This is a genomic window from Cupriavidus sp. BIS7, from assembly GCF_000292345.1.
In the GTDB taxonomy this organism is placed as follows: domain Bacteria; phylum Pseudomonadota; class Gammaproteobacteria; order Burkholderiales; family Burkholderiaceae; genus Cupriavidus.
This window is the reverse complement of sequence record NZ_ALOU01000041.1, coordinates 54,903-73,644: the sequence shown is the minus strand read 5'-3', so window position 1 is coordinate 73,644 and position 18,742 is coordinate 54,903. Positions and strand designations below refer to the sequence as shown.

General features: G+C 64.6%; 19 protein-coding genes. 3 read left to right on the top strand and 16 right to left on the bottom strand.

The window, feature by feature from the left end:
• Window positions 1-159 precede the first annotated feature (159 nt).
• Window positions 160-558: a VOC family protein gene (locus B552_RS0115585; protein ID WP_019449967.1), complete on the top strand. Its 399-nt coding sequence runs from the start codon at window positions 160-162 to the stop codon at window positions 556-558.
• A 150-nt stretch (window positions 559-708) separates the two neighbouring features.
• On the opposite strand, the gene aceB is transcribed toward B552_RS0115585, so the two are convergent.
• Both aceB and B552_RS0115575 read right to left on the bottom strand, forming a co-directional pair.
• Window positions 709-2,292, bottom strand: a complete 1,584-nt coding sequence (gene aceB / locus B552_RS0115580) for a malate synthase A (RefSeq protein ID WP_019449966.1) — start codon at window positions 2,290-2,292, stop codon at window positions 709-711.
• 52 nt (window positions 2,293-2,344) lie between these two features.
• Window positions 2,345-3,046 carry a haloacid dehalogenase type II gene (locus B552_RS0115575; RefSeq protein WP_019449965.1) on the bottom strand — a complete coding sequence of 234 codons (702 nt, stop codon included), beginning with the start codon at window positions 3,044-3,046 and terminating at the stop codon, window positions 2,345-2,347.
• Window positions 3,047-3,211: 165 nt separating this feature from the next.
• Between B552_RS0115575 and B552_RS0115570 the strand changes: the two genes are divergently transcribed.
• Both B552_RS0115570 and B552_RS0115565 read left to right on the top strand, forming a co-directional pair.
• Window positions 3,212-4,168 (top strand): substrate binding domain-containing protein, encoded by a 957-nt coding sequence (locus B552_RS0115570; protein WP_019449964.1) that lies wholly within the window; start codon window positions 3,212-3,214, stop codon window positions 4,166-4,168.
• 147 nt (window positions 4,169-4,315) lie between these two features.
• Window positions 4,316-4,750, top strand: a complete 435-nt coding sequence (locus B552_RS0115565; RefSeq protein ID WP_019449963.1) for a universal stress protein — start codon at window positions 4,316-4,318, stop codon at window positions 4,748-4,750.
• A 353-nt stretch (window positions 4,751-5,103) separates the two neighbouring features.
• Here the strand turns inward: B552_RS0115565 and aceA are convergent, their stop codons facing one another.
• The 14 genes from aceA to ssuD form a co-directional block, all read right to left on the bottom strand.
• Window positions 5,104-6,399: an isocitrate lyase gene (gene aceA, locus B552_RS0115560; RefSeq protein WP_019449962.1), complete on the bottom strand. Its 1,296-nt coding sequence runs from the start codon at window positions 6,397-6,399 to the stop codon at window positions 5,104-5,106.
• 470 nt (window positions 6,400-6,869) lie between these two features.
• A complete protein-coding gene (locus tag B552_RS0115555; protein WP_019449961.1) occupies window positions 6,870-7,286 on the bottom strand; it encodes a gamma-glutamylcyclotransferase family protein in 417 nt (138 codons plus the stop codon).
• Window positions 7,287-7,289: 3 nt separating this feature from the next.
• On the bottom strand, window positions 7,290-7,790 hold the full coding sequence (gene rraA, locus B552_RS0115550; RefSeq protein ID WP_019449960.1) for a ribonuclease E activity regulator RraA: 501 nt from the start codon (window positions 7,788-7,790) through the stop codon (window positions 7,290-7,292).
• A gap of 109 nt (window positions 7,791-7,899) precedes the next feature.
• A complete protein-coding gene (locus tag B552_RS0115545) occupies window positions 7,900-8,721 on the bottom strand; it encodes a LytTR family DNA-binding domain-containing protein (protein ID WP_019449959.1) in 822 nt (273 codons plus the stop codon).
• 25 nt (window positions 8,722-8,746) lie between these two features.
• Entirely contained in the window at window positions 8,747-9,913 is a 1,167-nt protein-coding gene (locus tag B552_RS0115540; RefSeq protein WP_019449958.1) for a sensor histidine kinase, read from the bottom strand.
• A 265-nt stretch (window positions 9,914-10,178) separates the two neighbouring features.
• Window positions 10,179-11,126 carry a CysB family HTH-type transcriptional regulator gene (locus tag B552_RS0115535; protein ID WP_019449957.1) on the bottom strand — a complete coding sequence of 316 codons (948 nt, stop codon included), beginning with the start codon at window positions 11,124-11,126 and terminating at the stop codon, window positions 10,179-10,181.
• On the bottom strand, window positions 11,123-12,235 hold the full coding sequence (locus B552_RS0115530) for a sulfate ABC transporter ATP-binding protein (protein WP_019449956.1): 1,113 nt from the start codon (window positions 12,233-12,235) through the stop codon (window positions 11,123-11,125). Before B552_RS0115530 ends, B552_RS0115535 begins: the two co-directional genes overlap by 4 nt.
• Window positions 12,232-13,116, bottom strand: a complete 885-nt coding sequence (cysW, locus tag B552_RS0115525) for a sulfate ABC transporter permease subunit CysW (RefSeq protein ID WP_019449955.1) — start codon at window positions 13,114-13,116, stop codon at window positions 12,232-12,234. Before cysW ends, B552_RS0115530 begins: the two co-directional genes overlap by 4 nt.
• Before the next feature lies 1 nt (window position 13,117).
• Window positions 13,118-14,056, bottom strand: a complete 939-nt coding sequence (gene cysT, locus B552_RS0115520; RefSeq protein ID WP_019449954.1) for a sulfate ABC transporter permease subunit CysT — start codon at window positions 14,054-14,056, stop codon at window positions 13,118-13,120.
• A gap of 150 nt (window positions 14,057-14,206) precedes the next feature.
• Window positions 14,207-14,872: an alpha/beta hydrolase gene (locus tag B552_RS0115515; protein WP_019449953.1), complete on the bottom strand. Its 666-nt coding sequence runs from the start codon at window positions 14,870-14,872 to the stop codon at window positions 14,207-14,209.
• A 32-nt stretch (window positions 14,873-14,904) separates the two neighbouring features.
• On the bottom strand, window positions 14,905-15,726 hold the full coding sequence (locus tag B552_RS0115510; RefSeq protein WP_035879896.1) for an EAL domain-containing protein: 822 nt from the start codon (window positions 15,724-15,726) through the stop codon (window positions 14,905-14,907).
• Between the two features lie 48 nt (window positions 15,727-15,774).
• The gene (locus B552_RS0115505; RefSeq protein ID WP_193352193.1) at window positions 15,775-16,677 is read right to left on the bottom strand and encodes an ATP-binding cassette domain-containing protein; all 903 of its coding nucleotides are present in this window, start codon (window positions 16,675-16,677) and stop codon (window positions 15,775-15,777) included.
• A 48-nt stretch (window positions 16,678-16,725) separates the two neighbouring features.
• Window positions 16,726-17,532, bottom strand: coding sequence for an aliphatic sulfonate ABC transporter permease SsuC (ssuC, locus tag B552_RS0115500; RefSeq protein ID WP_019449950.1), 807 nt, complete (start codon window positions 17,530-17,532; stop codon window positions 16,726-16,728).
• Window positions 17,533-17,545: 13 nt separating this feature from the next.
• Window positions 17,546-18,709, bottom strand: a complete 1,164-nt coding sequence (gene ssuD / locus B552_RS0115495) for an FMNH2-dependent alkanesulfonate monooxygenase (RefSeq protein WP_019449949.1) — start codon at window positions 18,707-18,709, stop codon at window positions 17,546-17,548.
• Between the last annotated feature and the right edge of the window lie 33 nt (window positions 18,710-18,742).

Here is an 18,742-nt window from a genome sequence, read left to right as displayed (position 1 = left end):
ACCGGGCCAGCGTTCGCGCATCACTCCTGACAGCTTTTGTCAGGAGCCTGCGCGCACAATGCTCGCCCGGTGTCGGCCAGGCGTCAGGAGCCGTCAGGAGCGGCCCAGGACAGACGGCGGCACCGGGAACATCGCCCAGAAGGCGCTCAGGAGGCATGCATGGAGTTGTTGATCAACATCGACGTCGATGACCTCGAACGCGGCATCGGCTTTTATGAAGCAGGTCTGGGAATGCGGCTGGCCCGCACCCTCTTCAACGGTACGGTTGCGGAAATGCACGGCGCCTGTGCGCCGGTTTTCCTGCTGGCCAAGCCGCCCGGCAGTTTCGCCACCACGCGCTCGGACAGCCGGCGCGACTATGCGCGGCACTGGACGCCCGTACACCTTGATTTCGTTGTCGAATCGCTGGAACCGGCGATCGAGCGCGCGCTAGGCGCCGGGGCCGAACTGGAGGACTGGCCGCGCGACTTCGACTGGGGCCGGCAGGCCATGCTGTCCGATCCGTTTGGGCACGGGCTGTGTTTTATCGAGTGGAAGGGGAAGGGATATAGCGCTTGAGGGAGGGCTCCCCTCTCCCGCGAGCGGTGAGGGGTTGGGGGAGAAGGCGCGGCGGCTCGCTTCACGACGTATCGCAATTTGATCCTCAAGGCCCTCTCCCCCGGCCCCTCTCCCACGACGTGGGAGAGGGGAAAACCAAGAGGTGAGTCGTCAGACTTCCTCGTACAGCGGCAGCGTCAGGAATTCGGCAAAGTCTTCCGACGTCGACATCTGCTCGAAGATCTGTGCGGCGCGGTCATAGGTAGCACCAGTGCCAGCCACTTCGCGGACCTTGGCCAGTTCTTCCGGAATCAGTGCGCGCACCATCTCGGCGGTCACCTTGCGGCCGTCTTCCAGCTTGCCCTTCGGCGAGCGGATCCACTGCCACACCTGCGAGCGCGAGATCTCGGCCGTGGCGGCGTCTTCCATCAGGTTGTGGATCGGCACGCAGCCGTTGCCGGCCAGCCAGGCGCCCAGGTAGTGGATGCCGACGTTGATGTTCATGCGCAGGCCGGCTTCGGTGATCGGCGCTTCCGGCTGGAAGTTCAGCAGGTCGGCGCCCTTCACTTCCACGTCCGGACGCTGCTTTTCGAACTGGTTGGGCTTGTCGCCCAGCACGGCCACGAATTCCTTCATTGCCGGTTCGACCAGGCCCGGGTGAGCCACCCAGCCGCCGTCATAGCCGTCGGTGGCGTCACGGCGCTTGTCGCCGATGATGCCTTCCATGGCGATTGCGTTCTTCGCCGGATCGTTCTTGATCGGGATCAGCGCGCTCATGCCGCCAATCGCGGGCGCGCCGCGCTTGTGGCAGGTCTTGAGCAGCAGCAGCGCGTACGAGCGCATGAACGGCGCGGTCATCGTCACCTTGGCGCGGTCGGCCAGGCAGAAGTTCTTGTCCACCTTGAACTTCTTGATGCACGAGAAGATGTAGTCCCAGCGGCCGGCGTTCAGGCCAGCGCTGTGATCGCGCAGTTCATACAGGATTTCTTCCATTTCGAACGCGGCGAGGATCGTCTCGATCAGCACCGTGGCCTTGACCGTGCCTTGCGGCAGGCCGATTTCGTTCTGCGCCATCACGAAGATGTCGTTCCAGAGGCGTGCCTCCAGGTGGCTTTCCATCTTCGGCAGGTAGAAGAACGGGCCGGCGCCGCGAGCAATCTGCTCCTTCGCGTTGTGGAACAGGAACAGCGCGAAGTCGAAGATGCCGCCAGAGACGCGCTTGCCGTCGATCGTGACGTGCTTCTCGTCCAGGTGCCAGCCGCGCGGACGCACCTGCAGCGTGGCGATCTTGTCGTTGAGCTTGTAGTGCTTGCCGTTGCTGTCCAGCGTCAGCGTGCGGCGCACGGCGGCCTTGAGGTTCACCTGACCCTGCATCTGGTTGTGCCAGTTCGGGGTGTTGGAGTCCTCGAAGTCGGTCATGTAGCTGTCAGCGCCCGAGTTGAAGGCGTTGATCACCATCTTGGCTTCGACCGGGCCGGTGATTTCCACGCGGCGGCATTCGAGTGCCTTGGGCACCGGGGCCACCTTCCAGTCGCCTTCGCGGATGCTCTTGGTCTCCGGCAGGAAATCGGGGATTTCGCCAGCGTCGAGGCGCTTGGTGCGCGCCACGCGCGCGGCCAGCAGTTCCTGGCGGCGCGGCTCGAAGGCGCGGTGCAGTTTGTCGACCAGGGCCAGGGCTTCCGGCGTCAGGATGTCTTCATAAGCCGGCAGGATCTCGCCGGTAATCTTCATGCCCGCGGGCAGCGTGGTAGCCATCAGTCTTCTCCAGTAGGTGGTGCGATGGTGTGTTGAGGGTTGGCCTGGCTCGTCAGACGCCTACGCCCGAGGCGGCAACGAAAGCGAGCAGGTCGTTCATGTCGTGCCCGGTGCCGGTGGGCGCCACGTCCAGGCGCTCCGCCGGATGGCCGGCACGGTTGATCCAGAAAGTGGTGTAACCAAACCAGGTGGCACCACAGGCGTCCCAGCAGTTGGACGAGACAAACAGGATCTCGCCCGCCGGCAGCTTGAACGCCTGCGGCCCCAGCGCATAGGCGGCCGGTGATGTCTTGTACTGGCGTACCGTATCGACCGACAGCACGTGATCGAACAGTCCGTGCATGCCGGCACTCTTGACTGCGATATCGAGCATCTCCGGATTGCCGTTCGACAGGATGCCGAGCGGCAGATTCGCGCGGCGCAACTGCTTGAGCGCGCCGAGGTTCTCCGGGAACGCGGACAGGCACGCGTACTCCTTCAGCAGCTGCGCTTGCTTCGCTTCGTCGAGCGCCAATCCAAGGCGCTCCGCCGCGTAGCGCAGCGCGTCGATCGTGATGTCCCAGAACGGCTTGTAGCGCGCTCCATCGGGCGCGGCCAGCGAGCGCAGGCGCGTGTAGTCGATCTGCCGCTCGCGCCACAGCAGGGCCAGTGCCTCGCCCTTGCCCGGGAACAACTGCTCCGCGCGCGCCGTGACGGCGTACACGTCGAACAGCGTGCCGTATGCATCGAAAATCACTGCGCGAACCTTGCTCATCTAAGGACCGTTCTGACTGAATGGATCTGTACACGATTGAATGCATCGAATTGTAGTGAGGCGCTGCAGTGCGGCAAAGCCAGGGTTGGTCACTTGATCTTTTACTTTTGCACTACTAATCTTGGCCAATTCGACCTCGACTCATGTATCAACCGGCGAACATCCGTGGATCATTTCAAACAGTTGGAGACTTTTGTATCCGTTGCATCACGTGGCAGCCTGTCTGCCGCGGCGGCAGCAGAGGGCGTGGCGCCGGCCATCATCGGGCGCCGCATTGACGCGCTAGAGGAGCGTCTCGGCGTCAAGTTGCTGGTGCGCACCACGCGCAAGATCACCCTGACGTTCGAAGGCTCCGCATTCCTCGAAGACTGCCAACGCATCCTCAACGACCTCCACAATGCCGAGGCCAGCGTCTCCGCCGGCGGCGTCAAGGCCAGCGGCCACCTGCGCGTCACCGCGCCCGCCGGCTTCGGCCGCAAGCATGTGGCGCCGCTGATGCCACTGTTCATCGAGTCACATCCCGACGTCTCCCTGACACTCGATCTTTCCGATCGCGTGGTCGACCTTGTGAACGAAGGTTTCGACTGCGCGATCCGGCTCGGCGACCTGCCCGATTCCAGCCTTGTCTCTATCCGCCTGGCGGAAAACCGCCGCGTGGTGGTGGCCTCGCCCGAGTACCTTGCACGCGCCGGCACGCCAGGGCAGCCCGAGGAACTGTCGCGCCACAACTGCCTGGCCTTCGGCGCCAGCGCCAACGTGCAGCGCGGCTGGGTCTTCCAGCAGGACGGCCGCGCCACCACCGTCAAGGTCGGCGGCAACATGGAGTGCACCGATGGCGCCGTGCTCCACGAGTGGTGCCTCGAAGGCCATGGACTCGCATGGCGTTCGTGGTGGGAAGTCGGCCAGGAAATCGCCAGCGGCCGCCTCGTGACCGTGCTCGACGACTTCCAGGCCCCACCAATCGGCATCCACGCCGTCTTCCCGCAGCGCAAGCATCTGCCGCTGCGCGTCCGGCTGTTTATCGATCACCTCAAGAACACCTACGGCAATCCGGCCTACTGGCGCCGCGCCGAACTCGCGCAGGCACCGAGCGTGGCCGCAACACCAGCCGAGGTCGGCTGAGCCTCGCCAGAGGCCCTGTCCCCCAAGGTTCAGTGCTTTCCCGCACACCTTGATTTTTCGCAATGACTCACAGTTCACTCTTACTACAATCAAATCAGACAGGCGCCTTGTGGCCTGCACCCGCCCACTCGTGAATGGAGGTCCGCTATGTTCAAGCACATCCTGCTGCCCACCGACGGTTCGGAATTGTCCAAGAAGGCCATCGACGGCGGCCTTGAACTGGCCAAGGTCATCAATGCCCGCGTGACCGCTTACGTCTGCCTGGAGGAATATCCGTACACGCCCTTCAGCGAGATCGTGGTGGAGGCCCCGCAAGCGTTCAAGGAACGCATCGAGAACCAGGCCAGGCTCTACCTGAAGGAAATCGAAGCCGCCGCCGTGGCCGCCGGCCTGCCGTTCGACTCCGACATGACCACCTTCGCGGTGCCCTATCTCGGCATCATCGACGCGGCAGAGCGCCATGGCTGCGATGTCATCTTCATGGCATCACACGGCCGGCGCGGCCTCTCAGGCCTGCTGCTCGGCAGCGAAACGCAAAAGGTGCTCACGCACACGGATATTCCCGTCATCGTTTATCGGTAGTACAAGCGGCGATCAGTACCCGCCGGAGAGGCGCTAGCAAAACGAAGCGAAGCGGTTCTGGCTAGGGCGTAGCAGGGGTTTCGGCTCGCCAAGCGAGCCGCCTGCGTAGCGGCATGCGCCTACCAGCGCATGCGCGCCCTGCAAGGGGCGCGGCCGCAGACAGTACAAGTGGTACGGCAAGGCCGCGCCAACAACGCCAGAATCGTTTTGCTAGTGCCTCTCCAAAAAAACCGCGCCGCAGATTGTGCGGCGCGGGCCCAACTTGGCGGCGTGATGGTCGCACGCCGCCCCCGAATTTCCCTCTCTCTTTTCTCTCTGCCTCTTTCTCTCCCTACTTCTCCCTACTACCCGGCTCAGGCCACCTTCTTGTCGAAGAACTGTTCGTCTTCGGTCGATCCCTTGAGTGCGGTCGTTGACGACTGGCCGCCTTCGATGGTCTGGGTCACGGCGTCGAAGTAGCCGGTGCCGACTTCACGCTGGTGCTTCACGGCGGTGAAGCCCTTCTCTGCTGCGGCGAACTCCGATTCCTGCAGTTCCACGAACGCCGACATCTGTTTGCGGGCGTAGCCGTAGGCCAGGTTGAACATCGAGTAGTTCAGCGAGTGGAAGCCGGCCAGCGTGATGAACTGGAACTTGTAGCCCATCGCACCGAGTTCCTTCTGGAACTTGGCGATCGTGGCGTCGTCGAGGTTCTTCTTCCAGTTGAACGACGGCGAGCAGTTGTACGCCAGCAGCTTGCCCGGGAATTTGGCGTGCACGGCTTCGGCGAAGCGCTTGGCGAACTCAAGGTCCGGCTTGCCGGTTTCGCACCACACCAGGTCGGCCACTTCGGCGTAGGCCAGGGCGCGCGAGATCGATTGCTCCAGGCCGTTGCGCACGCGGTAGAACCCTTCCACGGTGCGCTCACCGGTGCAGAACGGCTGGTCGCGCTCATCCACGTCCGAGGTCAGCAGGTCCGCGGCTTCGGCGTCGGTACGGGCGATCACGAGGGTCGGCACGCCCGAGACATCGGCGGCCAGACGCGCGGCGGTCAGCTTGGCGACGGCTTCGCGGGTCGGCACCAGCACCTTGCCGCCCATATGACCGCACTTCTTCACCGAGGCAAGCTGGTCTTCGAAGTGCACGCCTGCGGCGCCTGCGTCGATCATCGACTTCATCAGTTCGAATGCATTGAGCACGCCGCCGAAGCCGGCTTCAGCATCTGCCACGATCGGTGCGAAGAAGTCAGTGTCGCCCGTGCCTTCGCTCCACTGGATCTGGTCGGCGCGCTGGAACGTGTTGTTGATGCGCTTGACGACCATCGGCACCGAGTTGGCCGGATACAGCGACTGGTCGGGGTACATTTCACCGGCCAGGTTGGCATCGCCAGCGACCTGCCAGCCCGACAGGTAGATGGCCTTCAGGCCGGCCTTGACCTGCTGCATGGCCTGGTTGCCGGTCAGCGCGCCGAGCGTGTTGACGAACGGCTCGGTGTTCAGCAGGTGCCAGAGCTTCTCTGCACCGCGGCGGGCCAGCGTGTGCTCGATCTGGACCGACCCACGCAGGCGAACCACATCCTCGGCGGAGAAGTTGCGCTTCACACCCTTCCAGCGCGGATTGGTGTCCCAATCCTTTTGAAGGGCTTCAATCTGTTGTTGGCGCGACGTCATGTTCACTCTCCTGATAACAATTAGGGATTGGCTTTGAAATCTGTGCCACCACCCTGCTTGCCTGCCGGGCGACCTGGACGCTGTATCTTTTGCGTCGCAAGTCATGTGTCTTATATAAGAGTGTAGGGAATACTCCCGCGTCGCAACAAGCTGCCAATGTAGTTACCGCACAGTTTTTTATTTCTTTAAAAACAATGCGTTACGCAATTTATTCCACGATGCGGCAAGCAATCTTTCATCATGAGAAATGACCCTGATGCGCGCGTGCCTGTATTTTTGCGGAACAAAACAGCTTTCCGCATCATGAAATTGCGGCAGCCTCGGACGTAACACGACCGTGGAGGCCGGCGCACCCTGCAGATGGTCGACAAATTCGCACACCATTGTCGCCATGCGCTGCGGATCGGCGAGCGGAATATGGCCCTGCAGCGGCGTTTGAAACGTGAATCGTCAGGTGGCGTCAGTCGGTGTCAGGCAGATGCATCGTCCCGCGCCTGACGATAGGCAACCCAGTCGCCGCCGTCGATGCGCGTCAGGCCCGCCACGGCACTGTCAGCCACTGGATACAGCAGGCAGTCGATGGCGGCACCGGCCAGCGCCACCGGCCGGGTTTCACGCACGAACAGCGTGGCCTGCCCCGGGTAGACCTCCTCGATCTCGTCCAGCACCGGCAGCAGCGCATCGGGAATATCGTAGATGTCGCCGGCCACGGGGCCCGCAGCGGCGTCGAGCACCAACCCGGGATAGGTGCCGAAGTCATAGAGCCGGCCGGCAATCGTTCCCGTGCCGACCAGCGTCGGCGCCTCGATGCCGTGGCGCACGGCCGCATGGTTCAGGTCGTTGACCTCGCCCGCGCGCAGCGTGCCATAGACGAACACTCGCGGCATATCTCAGGCCCCCGGCAGCTTTTCGTCGGAGACCAGCACGCCGTCGGCGTCGGCATAGATCCAGTTCCCCGGCCGCACCACGGCACCCGGCATCTGCACGGTCACGTCCGGTTGGCCGACGTTGCGCTTCTGGCTTTTCTGCGGATGCACGCCCAGCGCGCGGATGCCGATATCGCACGTCTTCAGTTCATCCGTATCGCGCACGCATCCATTCACGACGATGCCAGCCCAACCATTTTTCTCAGCGAGCACGCCGAGCATGCCGCCAACCAGCGCGCAGCGCATCGAGCCGCCGCCGTCCACCACCAGCACCTTGCCCTCGCCCGGCGACTCCAGCGCGGCACGTACCAGCGAGTTGTCCTCGAACACCTTGAGCGTTGCGGCTGGCCCTGCAAACGCCACACGTTTGCCGAAGTGAAGGAATCCCGGCGTCAGCACGCGCAGGGAACCGTCTGCCAGGCGCGCTTCATTGGCATCGCAAATATCGGTGGTAATGGGCTTCATCTATGACTCCTCCGGACGGGGATTGACGAGGCAGCCATCTTAGTGGAATTCAGCCGTTCGCGGCCAATCGTGGACAAACACGGCCGTTCATGACGATTCGCTGCCGTCGCTACATCTGCTTGAACAGATGTGCATACTGCCTGGCAACCGGCAGCGATTCCGGGCGATTGCGCAGCCGCAGCGACAGCCGGCCCAGCGATTGCGTCACGGCGCTGGCCACACATTCGATATTGACCACCGTGCCGCGGTGGATCTGCCAGAAGCGGTCCGGGTCAAGCTGCTGCAGCAGTTCGCGCAGGCTCGTGCGTATCAGCGCTTCGCCGTTGGCGGACACCACGTTCACGTACTTGTCGGTGGCCTCGAAGTAGATCACCTCGTCCACCGGAATGATGCGCACCTCCTGGCCCACCAGCGCCCTGACGAACCGCAGGTACTGGCCGCGCACCGCCACCGGCTTTTCCAGCGATTCCAGCCGCTGCAGCAACTGCGCAAGCCGGTCGGTATCGACCATCGTGCCGATATCGGAATCGGCCTCGCCCTCTCCTTCCGCTTCGGCCTTGGCCGCCATGCGCGCCTTCAGGCGTTCCACGGTGCACTCCAGCCGCTCGTGCTGCACGGGCTTGAGCACGTAGTCGACCGCGGCGCGCTCGAAGGCTTCCAGCGCAAACTGGTCGTATGCCGTCACGAACACCACCAATGGAGGACTGTCGAGTTCGATCAACTCGCGCGCCACGTCCATGCCGCTCATGCCGGGCATGCGGATATCGAGAAAGGCCACATCGGGCTCATGCAGGCGTGCGGCGTCCAGTGCGGCCACGCCGTCGTGCACCACGGCAACGATCTGCGCCTCGGGCCACAGGGTCTTCAGTTCAGATTCCAGTACGCGCGCGAGCAACGGCTCGTCGTCGGCGATCAGCAGCGTCGGGGACATGGGGTCGAATTGTCAGGCAGCGAGATCAGGTACGGGAGACGGCCGGGGCCACGCCGCCGGCGGGTGCGTGCTGCGCTTCCCGCGTTTCGGGCGCGGCGCGCACGGGGACGAACGTCGGGTCGGTGCTGCGCAACAGCGGCAGCGTCAGGCGCACCACCACGCCGCGCGGCGTATTTTCTTCCATCTGCATCGTGGCCGCCGCGCCGAAGATCCGCGCAAGACGCTCACGCACGTGCGTAAGCCCAAGCCCGGACCCACCCTTGCCAGCGCGGCAGAAGCCCACGCCAGTGTCGGCAATGATGACCTGGAGGCTACCCTCGCCGGCTTCACGTGCGGATAGCATGATCTTGCCGCCGCGCATGCACGGCTCGATCCCGTGCGTCACGGCGTTCTCCACCAGCGGTTGAATCAGCATCGGCGGAATTTCTGCCTCCGCCAGCGCCGGCGGGAGGTCGATCTCAAAATCCAGTCGCGCGCCAAAACGCATGCCCTGGATGTCGAGGTAGCTGCGCAGCAGTTCGAACTCCTGCGCCAGCGTGCAATGCTCGGCACGCGTGTGCGACAGCGACATGCGCAGGAAGCCGATCAGCCGCTGCAGGAGCTGGCGTGCCGCACGCTGGTCCGTGGCGATCAGGCCATCGAGATTGGCCAGCGAGTTGAACAGGAAGTGCGGTTCGATCTGGGCCTGCAGCGCCATCAACTGGGCGCGCACGAGTTGCTTCTCGGCTTCCTCGCGTTGCAGCGCGTCCAGCGCCGCCTGCCGTTCCAGGTACGCCAGCTTCTCACGCGACCAGTAGAAATAGATCATGCTGGCCGACGCCAGCATGCCGACGATCAGGCACATGCGCAGCATGTCGCCGGTTTCCGCCGCGGACTTTTCCGGCAGGCCGAGGAATTCGCGCGTCGCCCAGCTACCCAGCACCACGCCCATCGGCACGGCCACCACGGCCAGGCACATGAACGGCCAGCGGCGCGGGCGGTCGTTCCACCAGATCAGGACGCGTGGGATATCGATCAGCACCCAGATCGAAAGGCCGATCAGCTGGCTGTAAACAAAATTCTGGAGCAACGTGCCGCCGGTCCGGAAGCCGTAATTGAGGCTGACGGCGATGACCGTGTTCATGCAGACGACGAACAGCAGGTCTCGCCAAAGAATATTGAGCCGCGACGGGCTCGCGCACGACAGGCGCATGTTCTCTCCCTCCTCTTGCTTCAGGAACCGCGTGCAAATCTTTGATGCACTGCAGCATCGCGAAGGGCCGGGTGTGGCAATCCGGCATGCGCCGCGATGAAGGGCACTTTACGCCGGACCGGGCAAGGACGCCAAGCGCCATGCGACGAACTGGCTGCAAATGGCGCGAGAGGTTGTGTGACCGGACTGGCCTGCGCAAGCGACGGCTGAAGCGCACGGAGGCGCCTGCCGTGAGGGTCTTCCATGTCGCCCTGCAGGCTCCCGCTCAGGCCGCCAGCGCCTGGCGATGCGCGGATTCGGCCAGCGTCGTGGATACCGTATCGGGCGACAGGTGCGGCGCGAACATGTTGATGAACGCGTGGGCGTAGCCGCGCAGATATGCGCCGCGCCGCACGGCCACGCTTGTCACGTTTGGCTCGAACAGGTGATCGGCGGAGATCCGCACCAGCCCGGCATCCTTGCGCGCGTCATACGCCATCGACGCAACGATGCCCACGCCAAGATCGAGTTCGGCATAGGTCTTGATCACGTCGGCATCCATCGCCGTCAGCACGATCTCGGGCTGCAGGCCGGCCTCGGCAAACGCGCCGTCGATCTTGCGGCGGCCCGTGAAACCGGCGTCGTAGGTGATGATCGGGAAATTGGCAATGTCCTCCAGCGTTGGCTCGGGCAGCCGCGTCAGCGGGTGGTCGGGCGAAACCACGATCACGTGCTGCCAGCTATAGGCCTCGAACGAGGTCAGCCCCGCTTCGCTGGCCACCGCCTCGGTGGCGATGCCGATATCGGCCTGCCCGGTCAGCAGCAGTTCGACGATATGCGACGGCGACGCTTCCTGCAGTGCCAGCGTTACATGCGGATACTCGCGCCGGAAGCTCTGCACGACCTTGGGCAGTGCGTAGCGCGCCTGCGTATGGGTGGTGGCAACCGTCAGGCGGCCTGTGTGGCGTCCGGCAAACTCGTCGCCGGCCTGGCGCAGGTTCTCGGCTTCGAGCAGCAGGCGCTCGACAATCCGGACGATTTCACGGCCCGGCTCGGTCAGGCCCGTCAGCCGCTTGCCGTAGCGCTCGAATATCTCGACGCCAAGCTCCTCCTCCAGTTCGCGGATCTGGCGCGAGACACCCGGCTGCGACGTGTACAGCGCGTTGGCCACCTCGGTGAGATTGAACTGGCGGCGCACCGCCTCGCGAATCGATCGCAGTTGCTGGAAATTCATTGTGCCGCTCCCCGTTCTTGTGTTGTCCGGCGCTGGGTGCCCTGGTTGAATACGCGCAACTGCCGCGGACGCACCGCCAGCAGTTCGCCTTCGCGGAATCCGTGATGGCGGAAGTGTTCGAGCGGCAGCGCCACCTCGATCACATCCTGGTTGTCTTCGCGTTCGAGTTCGAGCTGAGCCACCGGGCCCAGCGTCAGCGCGCGGCGCAGCGTCACGGCGATGCCGTCGGTGCCCGGCGCATAGCGTTCGAGGTCGAGATCGTGCGGGCGGACATACGCAACCGCGTCGCCTGCCGTCTCGAATCCGCTGCCTACCACCGGCAAGACCGCCTCGCCCGTGTGCAGCAGGCCGCCGCTGTCGCCCACCTCCAGCCGGCCATGGAACAGGTTCACATTGCCAAGGAAGCCGAATACGAACGGCGTGGCCGGGTGGTTGTAGACGGCCTCCGGCGAGCCGAACTGCTCCACGCCGCCGCGGTTCATCAGCACCACCTGGTCGGCCACTTCCAGCGCCTCCTCCTGGTCGTGCGTCACGAACACGCTGGTCACGTGCAGTTCGTCATGCAGCCTGCGCAGCCAGCGGCGCAGTTCCTTGCGCACCTTTGCGTCGAGTGCGCCGAACGGTTCGTCGAGCAGCAGCACGCGAGGCTCCACGGCAAGCGCACGGGCCAGTGCAATGCGCTGGCGCTGGCCGCCCGAAAGCTGCGTCGGGTAGCGGTCGCCAAGCCAGTCGAGCTGCACGAGTTCAAGCAGCGACTTCACCTTCTCGCGGATTGTTGCCTCCGATGGCCGTTCGCCGCGCGGTTTCACGCGCAGCCCGAAAGCCACGTTCTCAAACACGGTCATGTGCTTGAACAGCGCGTAGTGCTGGAACACGAAGCCCACGCTGCGCTGGCGCACGTGCTGGGTGGAGGCATCCTGCCCGGCCAGCACGACCTGGCCCGCGTCGGCGCGCTCCAGGCCCGCGATGATCCGCAGCAACGTGGTCTTGCCGCAGCCGGACGGCCCCAGCAACGCGGTGAGTTCGCCCTCGGCGAAATCCAGCGACACGTCGTCCAGCGCGACGAAATCGCCAAAGCGCTTGTGCACGTTCCTGACCTGAATGCTCATGATGGCTGCCCTTCCAGTTGTTCCCGGCCGGCGCGAATTTCGACCAGCGTCTTGATACCAAGCGTGACCAGCGCCAGCAGCGTCAGCAGGGACGCCACCGCGAACGCGGCCGCGAAGTTGTATTCGTTGTAGAGAATCTCCACGTGCAGCGGCATCGTGTTGGTGAGGCCACGGATATGGCCCGACACCACCGACACCGCGCCAAACTCGCCCATCGCCCGCGCGTTGCAGAGAATCACGCCGTACAGCAAGCCCCAGCGGATATTCGGCAGCGTCACGTGCCAGAACGTCTGCCAGCCGGACGCGCCCAGCACGATGGCGGCTTCCTCCTCCTCGCTGCCTTGCGACTGCATCAGCGGAATCAGCTCGCGCGCCACGAACGGGAACGTGACGAAGATCGTTGCCAGCACGATGCCAGGCACCGCGAACATGATCTTGATGTCGTGCGCTTCCAGCCACGGGCCGAACCACCCCTGCGCGCCGAACATCAGCACATAGATCAGGCCCGAGATCACCGGCGAAACCGAGAACGGCAGGTCGATCAGCGTGATCAGCAGGTTCTTGCCGCGGAAATCGAACTTGGCGATGGCCCACGCCGCCGCCACGCCGAACACGACGTTGAGCGGCACGGCGATGGCTGCCACAAGCAAGGTCAGCTGGATGGCCGATACGGCATCCGGCTCGGTCAGCGCGGCCAGGTAGGTATCCACGCCCTTGCGCAACGCCTCATAGAACACCGAGGCCAGCGGGATGAACAGGAACAGCCCCAGGAACAGCACGGCAACGATGATCAGTCCGTAGCGCACCCATGGCGATTCTCCGGTGGCGTCGTGCAGGTGATGCGCCGACTGGGCACCGAGACGGGAAATTGCACCGGCCATGTCAGTTCGCCTCCGGGTTGCCATCGGGCAGCGCGGCGGCGCGGGCACCGGTCTGGTGGCGGCGCGTCCAGGCCTGCAGCAGGTTGATCAGCAACAGCAGCACGAAGGAGATCACGAGCATCACCACGGCCACGGCGGTGGCGCCTGCATAGTCGTACTGCTCGAGCTTCGAATAGATCATCAGCGGCGCGATCTCCGAGACCATCGGCATGTTTCCCGAGATAAACACCACCGATCCGTACTCGCCCGTGGCACGGGCGAACGACAGCGCAAAGCCGGTCAGCAGCGCGGGCAGGATGGCCGGCAGGATCACGCGCAAAAACGTCTGCAGCCGCGAGGCGCCCAGGCTTGCGGCGGCCTCCTCCAGTTCGCGCTCGACGTCTTCAAGAACGGGCTGCACGGTACGCACCACGAACGGCAGCCCGATAAACGTCAACGCCACCACCACGCCCAACGGCGTGAACGCCACCTTGATGCCCAGCGGCTCCAGCCAGCGGCCGATCCAGCCATTTCCAGCGAACAGCGCGGTCAGTGCAATGCCGGCCACGGCGGTGGGGAGCGCGAACGGCAGGTCCACCAGCGCATCGATGAACCGTTTGCCGAAGAAGCGGTAGCGCACGAGCACCCAGGCCACGATCAGGCCGAACACCGTGTTGATGATGGCGGCGACCAGCGACGCCCCGAAGCTCAGCTCCAGCGACGCCACCACGCGCGGATTGGTGACCGTGGTCCGGAACGCGTCCCACGTCATCGTGAAGGTCTTCAGGAACGTGGCCGACAGCGGGATCAGGACGATCAGCGTCAGGTAGAAGATCGTGAAGCCCAGCGACAGGCCAAAGCCCGGAAGCACCGTGAAGCGCTGGCTGACTGAGACTGGACGCCGTTGCGCGGCATTGGCCGTCGGCGGGGGCGCGTCCGCCAGGGATATCGAGGAAGGCATGCGTGTCTCGTCTGGTCTTGCGCCGGGGGCTGGCTCACCGTTTCCGACGCCTTCTTATGAAACCGGCGCATAAAGCACCGGCCAACGAGACAAATTTTGCAGATGCGCCCTTATAAACAGAACGAATCTTTACGAATTTCTTTAGACGATTTAGATATATGGAGAGACCTGCGTCACTTCGGCTGATGCCTCCCAAATGTCGGATCCATCACCCATGGACAGAATCCGGCCATTCGAGTCGATTCGCTGCAGCAATGTGGCGAGCAGATCCTGCCCTTGTGGCCAGTCCCCAAGGCGGGAATCGGCATTGATATGGCCGGCCGCCCCGGCATCGATCAACTCACTGCCCCACAGCGTGCCCCAGCTGAACGCCGTGCGCTGTGACATCCACGGATCGTTGGTGCTGGCCACGACGATCGTCGGAAACGGCAGCCGCCAGGTCGGCAGCAGCGTGGCCACGCCGAACTTGTCCGGATCGGCCGGCGCCACGAACATGGCACCCGCAATGCCCACCGGATCGAGCGCGGCCTGCCGCAGCACGGCCAGGCAGCCGAAGCTGTGCGCAACCAGCACCGCGCCGTGCTGCGCGACGCGCAACGCACGCGAGACGCCTTCGGACACGCGCTCCGACCACAGCGGCAGGCTTGGGCGGCTCCAGTCATGCTGCTCGATACGCTGCCAGTCCGGATAACGCGATTCCCAGCGGCTCTGCCAGTGCGCCGGCCCACTGCCATGCAGGCCCGGCACGGTCAGAATCTGCAAACCGTGCGGCACTTCCAGCCGGGATGCCACACCCGGCGCCTTCGATATCGTCATGCCCCCTCCTGTCTGTGTTGTCTTGGTGCTGACTATGCTGATACCGACCGAGCCGATGCCGGGCGCCCGCGCAAGTGGCGTGCCGATATCGGACCCTCGGCGATCACCTTGCCCTGCCCCAGCGCGATGCCCGCGTTCTGCAGGCGCTCGACCGCTTCATCGTTCTGCAGCCGGCGGCCGATCAGCGTTACGCCGGCACTCTGCGCACTGGCGCGTAGCCCGGACAATTGCCGATCGGTCCACGTGCGGCGCATGTCGAGCTTGAGCCAGTCGGGCAACGCGTGCGCCATCAGCGCACCGGCCTCGGCCGGATCGGAGGCCTGCAGGCTCACGGCAAAGCCATTGCGCCGGTAGTTGCCGACAACGTGCAACAGCAGCGGCAGGTCGTCATTGGCGCTGGCTGGCACCTGGATCACGAACCGTTCGACCGGCAACCCCAGCGACTCCACGGCCCTGCGGAACGCGGCGCCGTGGTCGTCCGCAACGGCGGCCAGCAGGCGGTTGTGCACGTTGAGCACGAGCTTGTGATCGCCGTCTGCCGCAAAGTAGTTGATCGCGTGAACAAGACGTGACAGGCGGTCCAGCGACACGAGTGCCGTATCGTCGGCCGCCATCGCGAACAGCTTCCACGCGGCCAGACCCACCCCGTCCTCCGCGTAGGTGCGGATGGACCCTTCGTGTGCCACCACGTTGCGATCGGCCAGCGTCACCAGCGGTTCGAACGCGCTGGTCACCGAGCAGTTGAAATACCGGCCCTGTACCTGCCCGTTCGCGTCGCGCCATAGCTCACGGCCTGGCACTGGTTCTGCGGGTAGCGTTTCAAGATAGCGTTTGAGTGCGGAATCGATGTGCATGATGGGTTCAGCTTCGGTTCGCATGGTTCGCGTGGCTTGCCTGAAAGCTCATGATAGAAGCTCCTCGGCAGAGGGAAAGGGAAGTTCGGCATCCGAACTTGCTGGAGATTGTTGCTGCATCACACGACGCAGCACCGCTTCCTCAAGTTGCGCGAAAGCGGCCGAGCCGCGCTGGCGCGGCCGGGCCAGCGGCACGCGCTGGTCTAGCGTGATGCGCCCGTCCTCGATGAGCACCACACGATCGGCAAGCGCAATCGCCTCGGAAACGTCATGCGTGACCAGCAGCGCCGTAAAGCCGAGCCGGCGCCACAGCGATTCAATCAATGCCTGCATCTCCATGCGCGTAAGCGCATCGAGCGCGCCGAGCGGTTCGTCGAGCAGCAGCAAGCGCGGATGGTGAACCAGCGCACGCGCCAACGCCACGCGCTGGCGCTGCCCGCCCGATAACCGCGCAGGCCATTCGTTGGCACGATCGGCCAACCCCACCTGCGCGAGCACTTCCGCAGCCTCGGCCCGGCGCTCGCGCGGCAGGCCGAGTGCGACGTTGTCGAGCACGCGTTTCCACGGCAGCAGCCGCGCATCCTGGAACATCACGCGGATGCTTTGCAACTGTGCGCCGCCCGGCTTGTCGTGCTGATCGTGCTGATCGCGCGGATCGTCCAGTGTGACGGCGCCGCCGTCCGCGGCTTCCAGTCCGGCCACCAGCCGCAGCAGCGTGCTCTTGCCGCAGCCGCTGCGGCCGACGATCGCCACGAACTCGCCAGGCGCCGCGTGCAGTTCAATGCCGTGCAGCACCTCGCGCCCGTTGTAGCGCTTGACCACCTGCGCCAGATGCAGCGCGATGCCGCCCACGCCGGGCGAGGTTCGCGCAACGCGGTCCGATGCGTCGCGGCGTGCAAGATTCGCCTCAAGCCAGGCCAGCGCGGCCCGCTCAACCGGATATGTCTGCATCATCGCAATCTCCTTTGCGTGAATTCAGGCCGATATTCAGGCCGATATTCAGGCCGATAGATAGCCGGGATGCCAGCGCAGCCAGTGGCGCTCCAGCGCGTGGGACAGCACGTCAGCCAGCTTGCCAAGCAGCGCGTAAAGCAGGATGCCCACGAGCACCACATCGGTCTGCAGGAACTCGCGCGCGTTCATCGTCATGTAGCCGATACCAGACTGCGCCGAGATCGTCTCCGCAACGATCAGGATCACCCACATCAGTCCCAGCGAGAACCGCAGCCCGACCAGGATGCCCGGCAGCGCGCCCGGCAGGATCACCTCGCGATACAGCCGCCAGCCCGACAGGCCGTAGCTGCGCGCCATCTCAACCAGCCCGGGATCGACCGCGCGGATGCCGTGGAACGTGTTCAGGTAGACCGGAAAGAACACGCCTAGCGCCACGAGGAACAGCTTGGCCGTTTCGTCGATGCCGAACCACAGGATCACCAGCGGAATCAGCGCCAGCGGCGGGATGTTGCGCACCATCTGAAGCGTGCTGTCGAGCAGCGTGGCAGCGGCGCGAAACGTGCCGGTCAGCAGTCCGAGCACCAGCCCGAGCCCGCCGCCAACCGCCAGCCCAACCAGCGCACGCCACGTGCTGATCCAAACGTGCTTCCACAGTTCGCCCGACACTGCCAGCGTCCACGCGGCCTCCACCACGGCCAACGGTGCCGGCAGCACACGATTCGAAAGCCAGCCGAGTTGCGATGCCGACTGCCACACCGCAACCAGCAGTACCGGAACAATCCACGGCGCAATCGCGCGTGCGGTGCCGCGCCAGTCAATCCGGCGCAGCGCAATCGATGCGGAAACGGTCATGATGGCCGCTCCCTCAACTCTGCGACGCACGCGGCACGATGCCCGTGGCCATCACTTCGCCAAACGGGCCCGACAACACCTGCCCGCGCAGTTTCTCCCGCGTCGAGCGCGGCAGCAGCGGGAACACCAGTTCGGCGAATCGGTATGCCTCCTCCAGATGCGGATAGCCCGAGAAGATGAACGTGTCGATGCCGAGCGCCGCGTATTCCTCGATACGTGCGGCCACAGCCTGCGGGTTCCCGACCAGCGCGGTGCCAGCGCCGCCGCGCACAAGGCCGACGCCGGCCCACAGGTTCGGACTGATTTCCAGCGTCTCGCGCGTGCGGCGCGTGCCGCCCGCATGCAGTGCCGCCATACGCCGCTGGCCTTCGGAGTCCATCTTTGCAAACACCGCCTGCGCACGTGCCACGGTGTCGTCATCGAGCCTGCTGATCAGGTCATCGGCGGCTGCCCACGCCGCCGCGTCAGTCTCGCGGACGATCACATGCAGGCGGATGCCGAAGCGAACCGTGCGGCCGTGCTTTGCGGCGCGCGCACGCACGTCGGCGATCTTCCTGGCAACCTCGGCAGGCGGTTCGCCCCAGGTCAGGTACGTTTCCACCTGCTCGGCGGCAAGGTCGTGCGCCGCCTCCGAAGAGCCGCCAAAGTACACGGGCGGATGCGGCCGCTGCACGGACGGATACAGCACGCGCGCACCGTTGACGCTGATGTGCTTGCCCTTGAAGGTGATCTGGCCACCGTCATGGCTGGCGGCCAGCACATCGCGCCACACACGAATGAACTCTGCCGATGCTTCGTAGCGCTCGGCGTGGTCAAGGAACAGGCCATCGCCTTCAAGCTCCGCCTCGTCGCCGCCGGTCACCAGGTTCACGAGCAGCCGGCCGTTTGAGACACGGTCGAACGTGGCCGCCATGCGCGCGGCCAGCGTTGGCGTCATCAAACCCGGCCGCACGGCCACCAGGAACCTGAGATTGCGCGTGACCGCCGCCAGCGCCGACGCGGTCACCCATGGGTCTTCGCACGAGCGGCCCGTTGGAATCAGCACGCCTTCGTAGCCAAGCGTATCGGCCGCTACGGCGACCTGCTTCAGATAGTCGAAGCTGACCTCGCGCGCGCCTTCGGAGGTGCCGAGGTAGCGGCTGTCGCCATGGGTAGGAATGAACCAGAAGACTTGCATGTCGTGCCTCGTGTTTGCATTTGCTCGAACGTG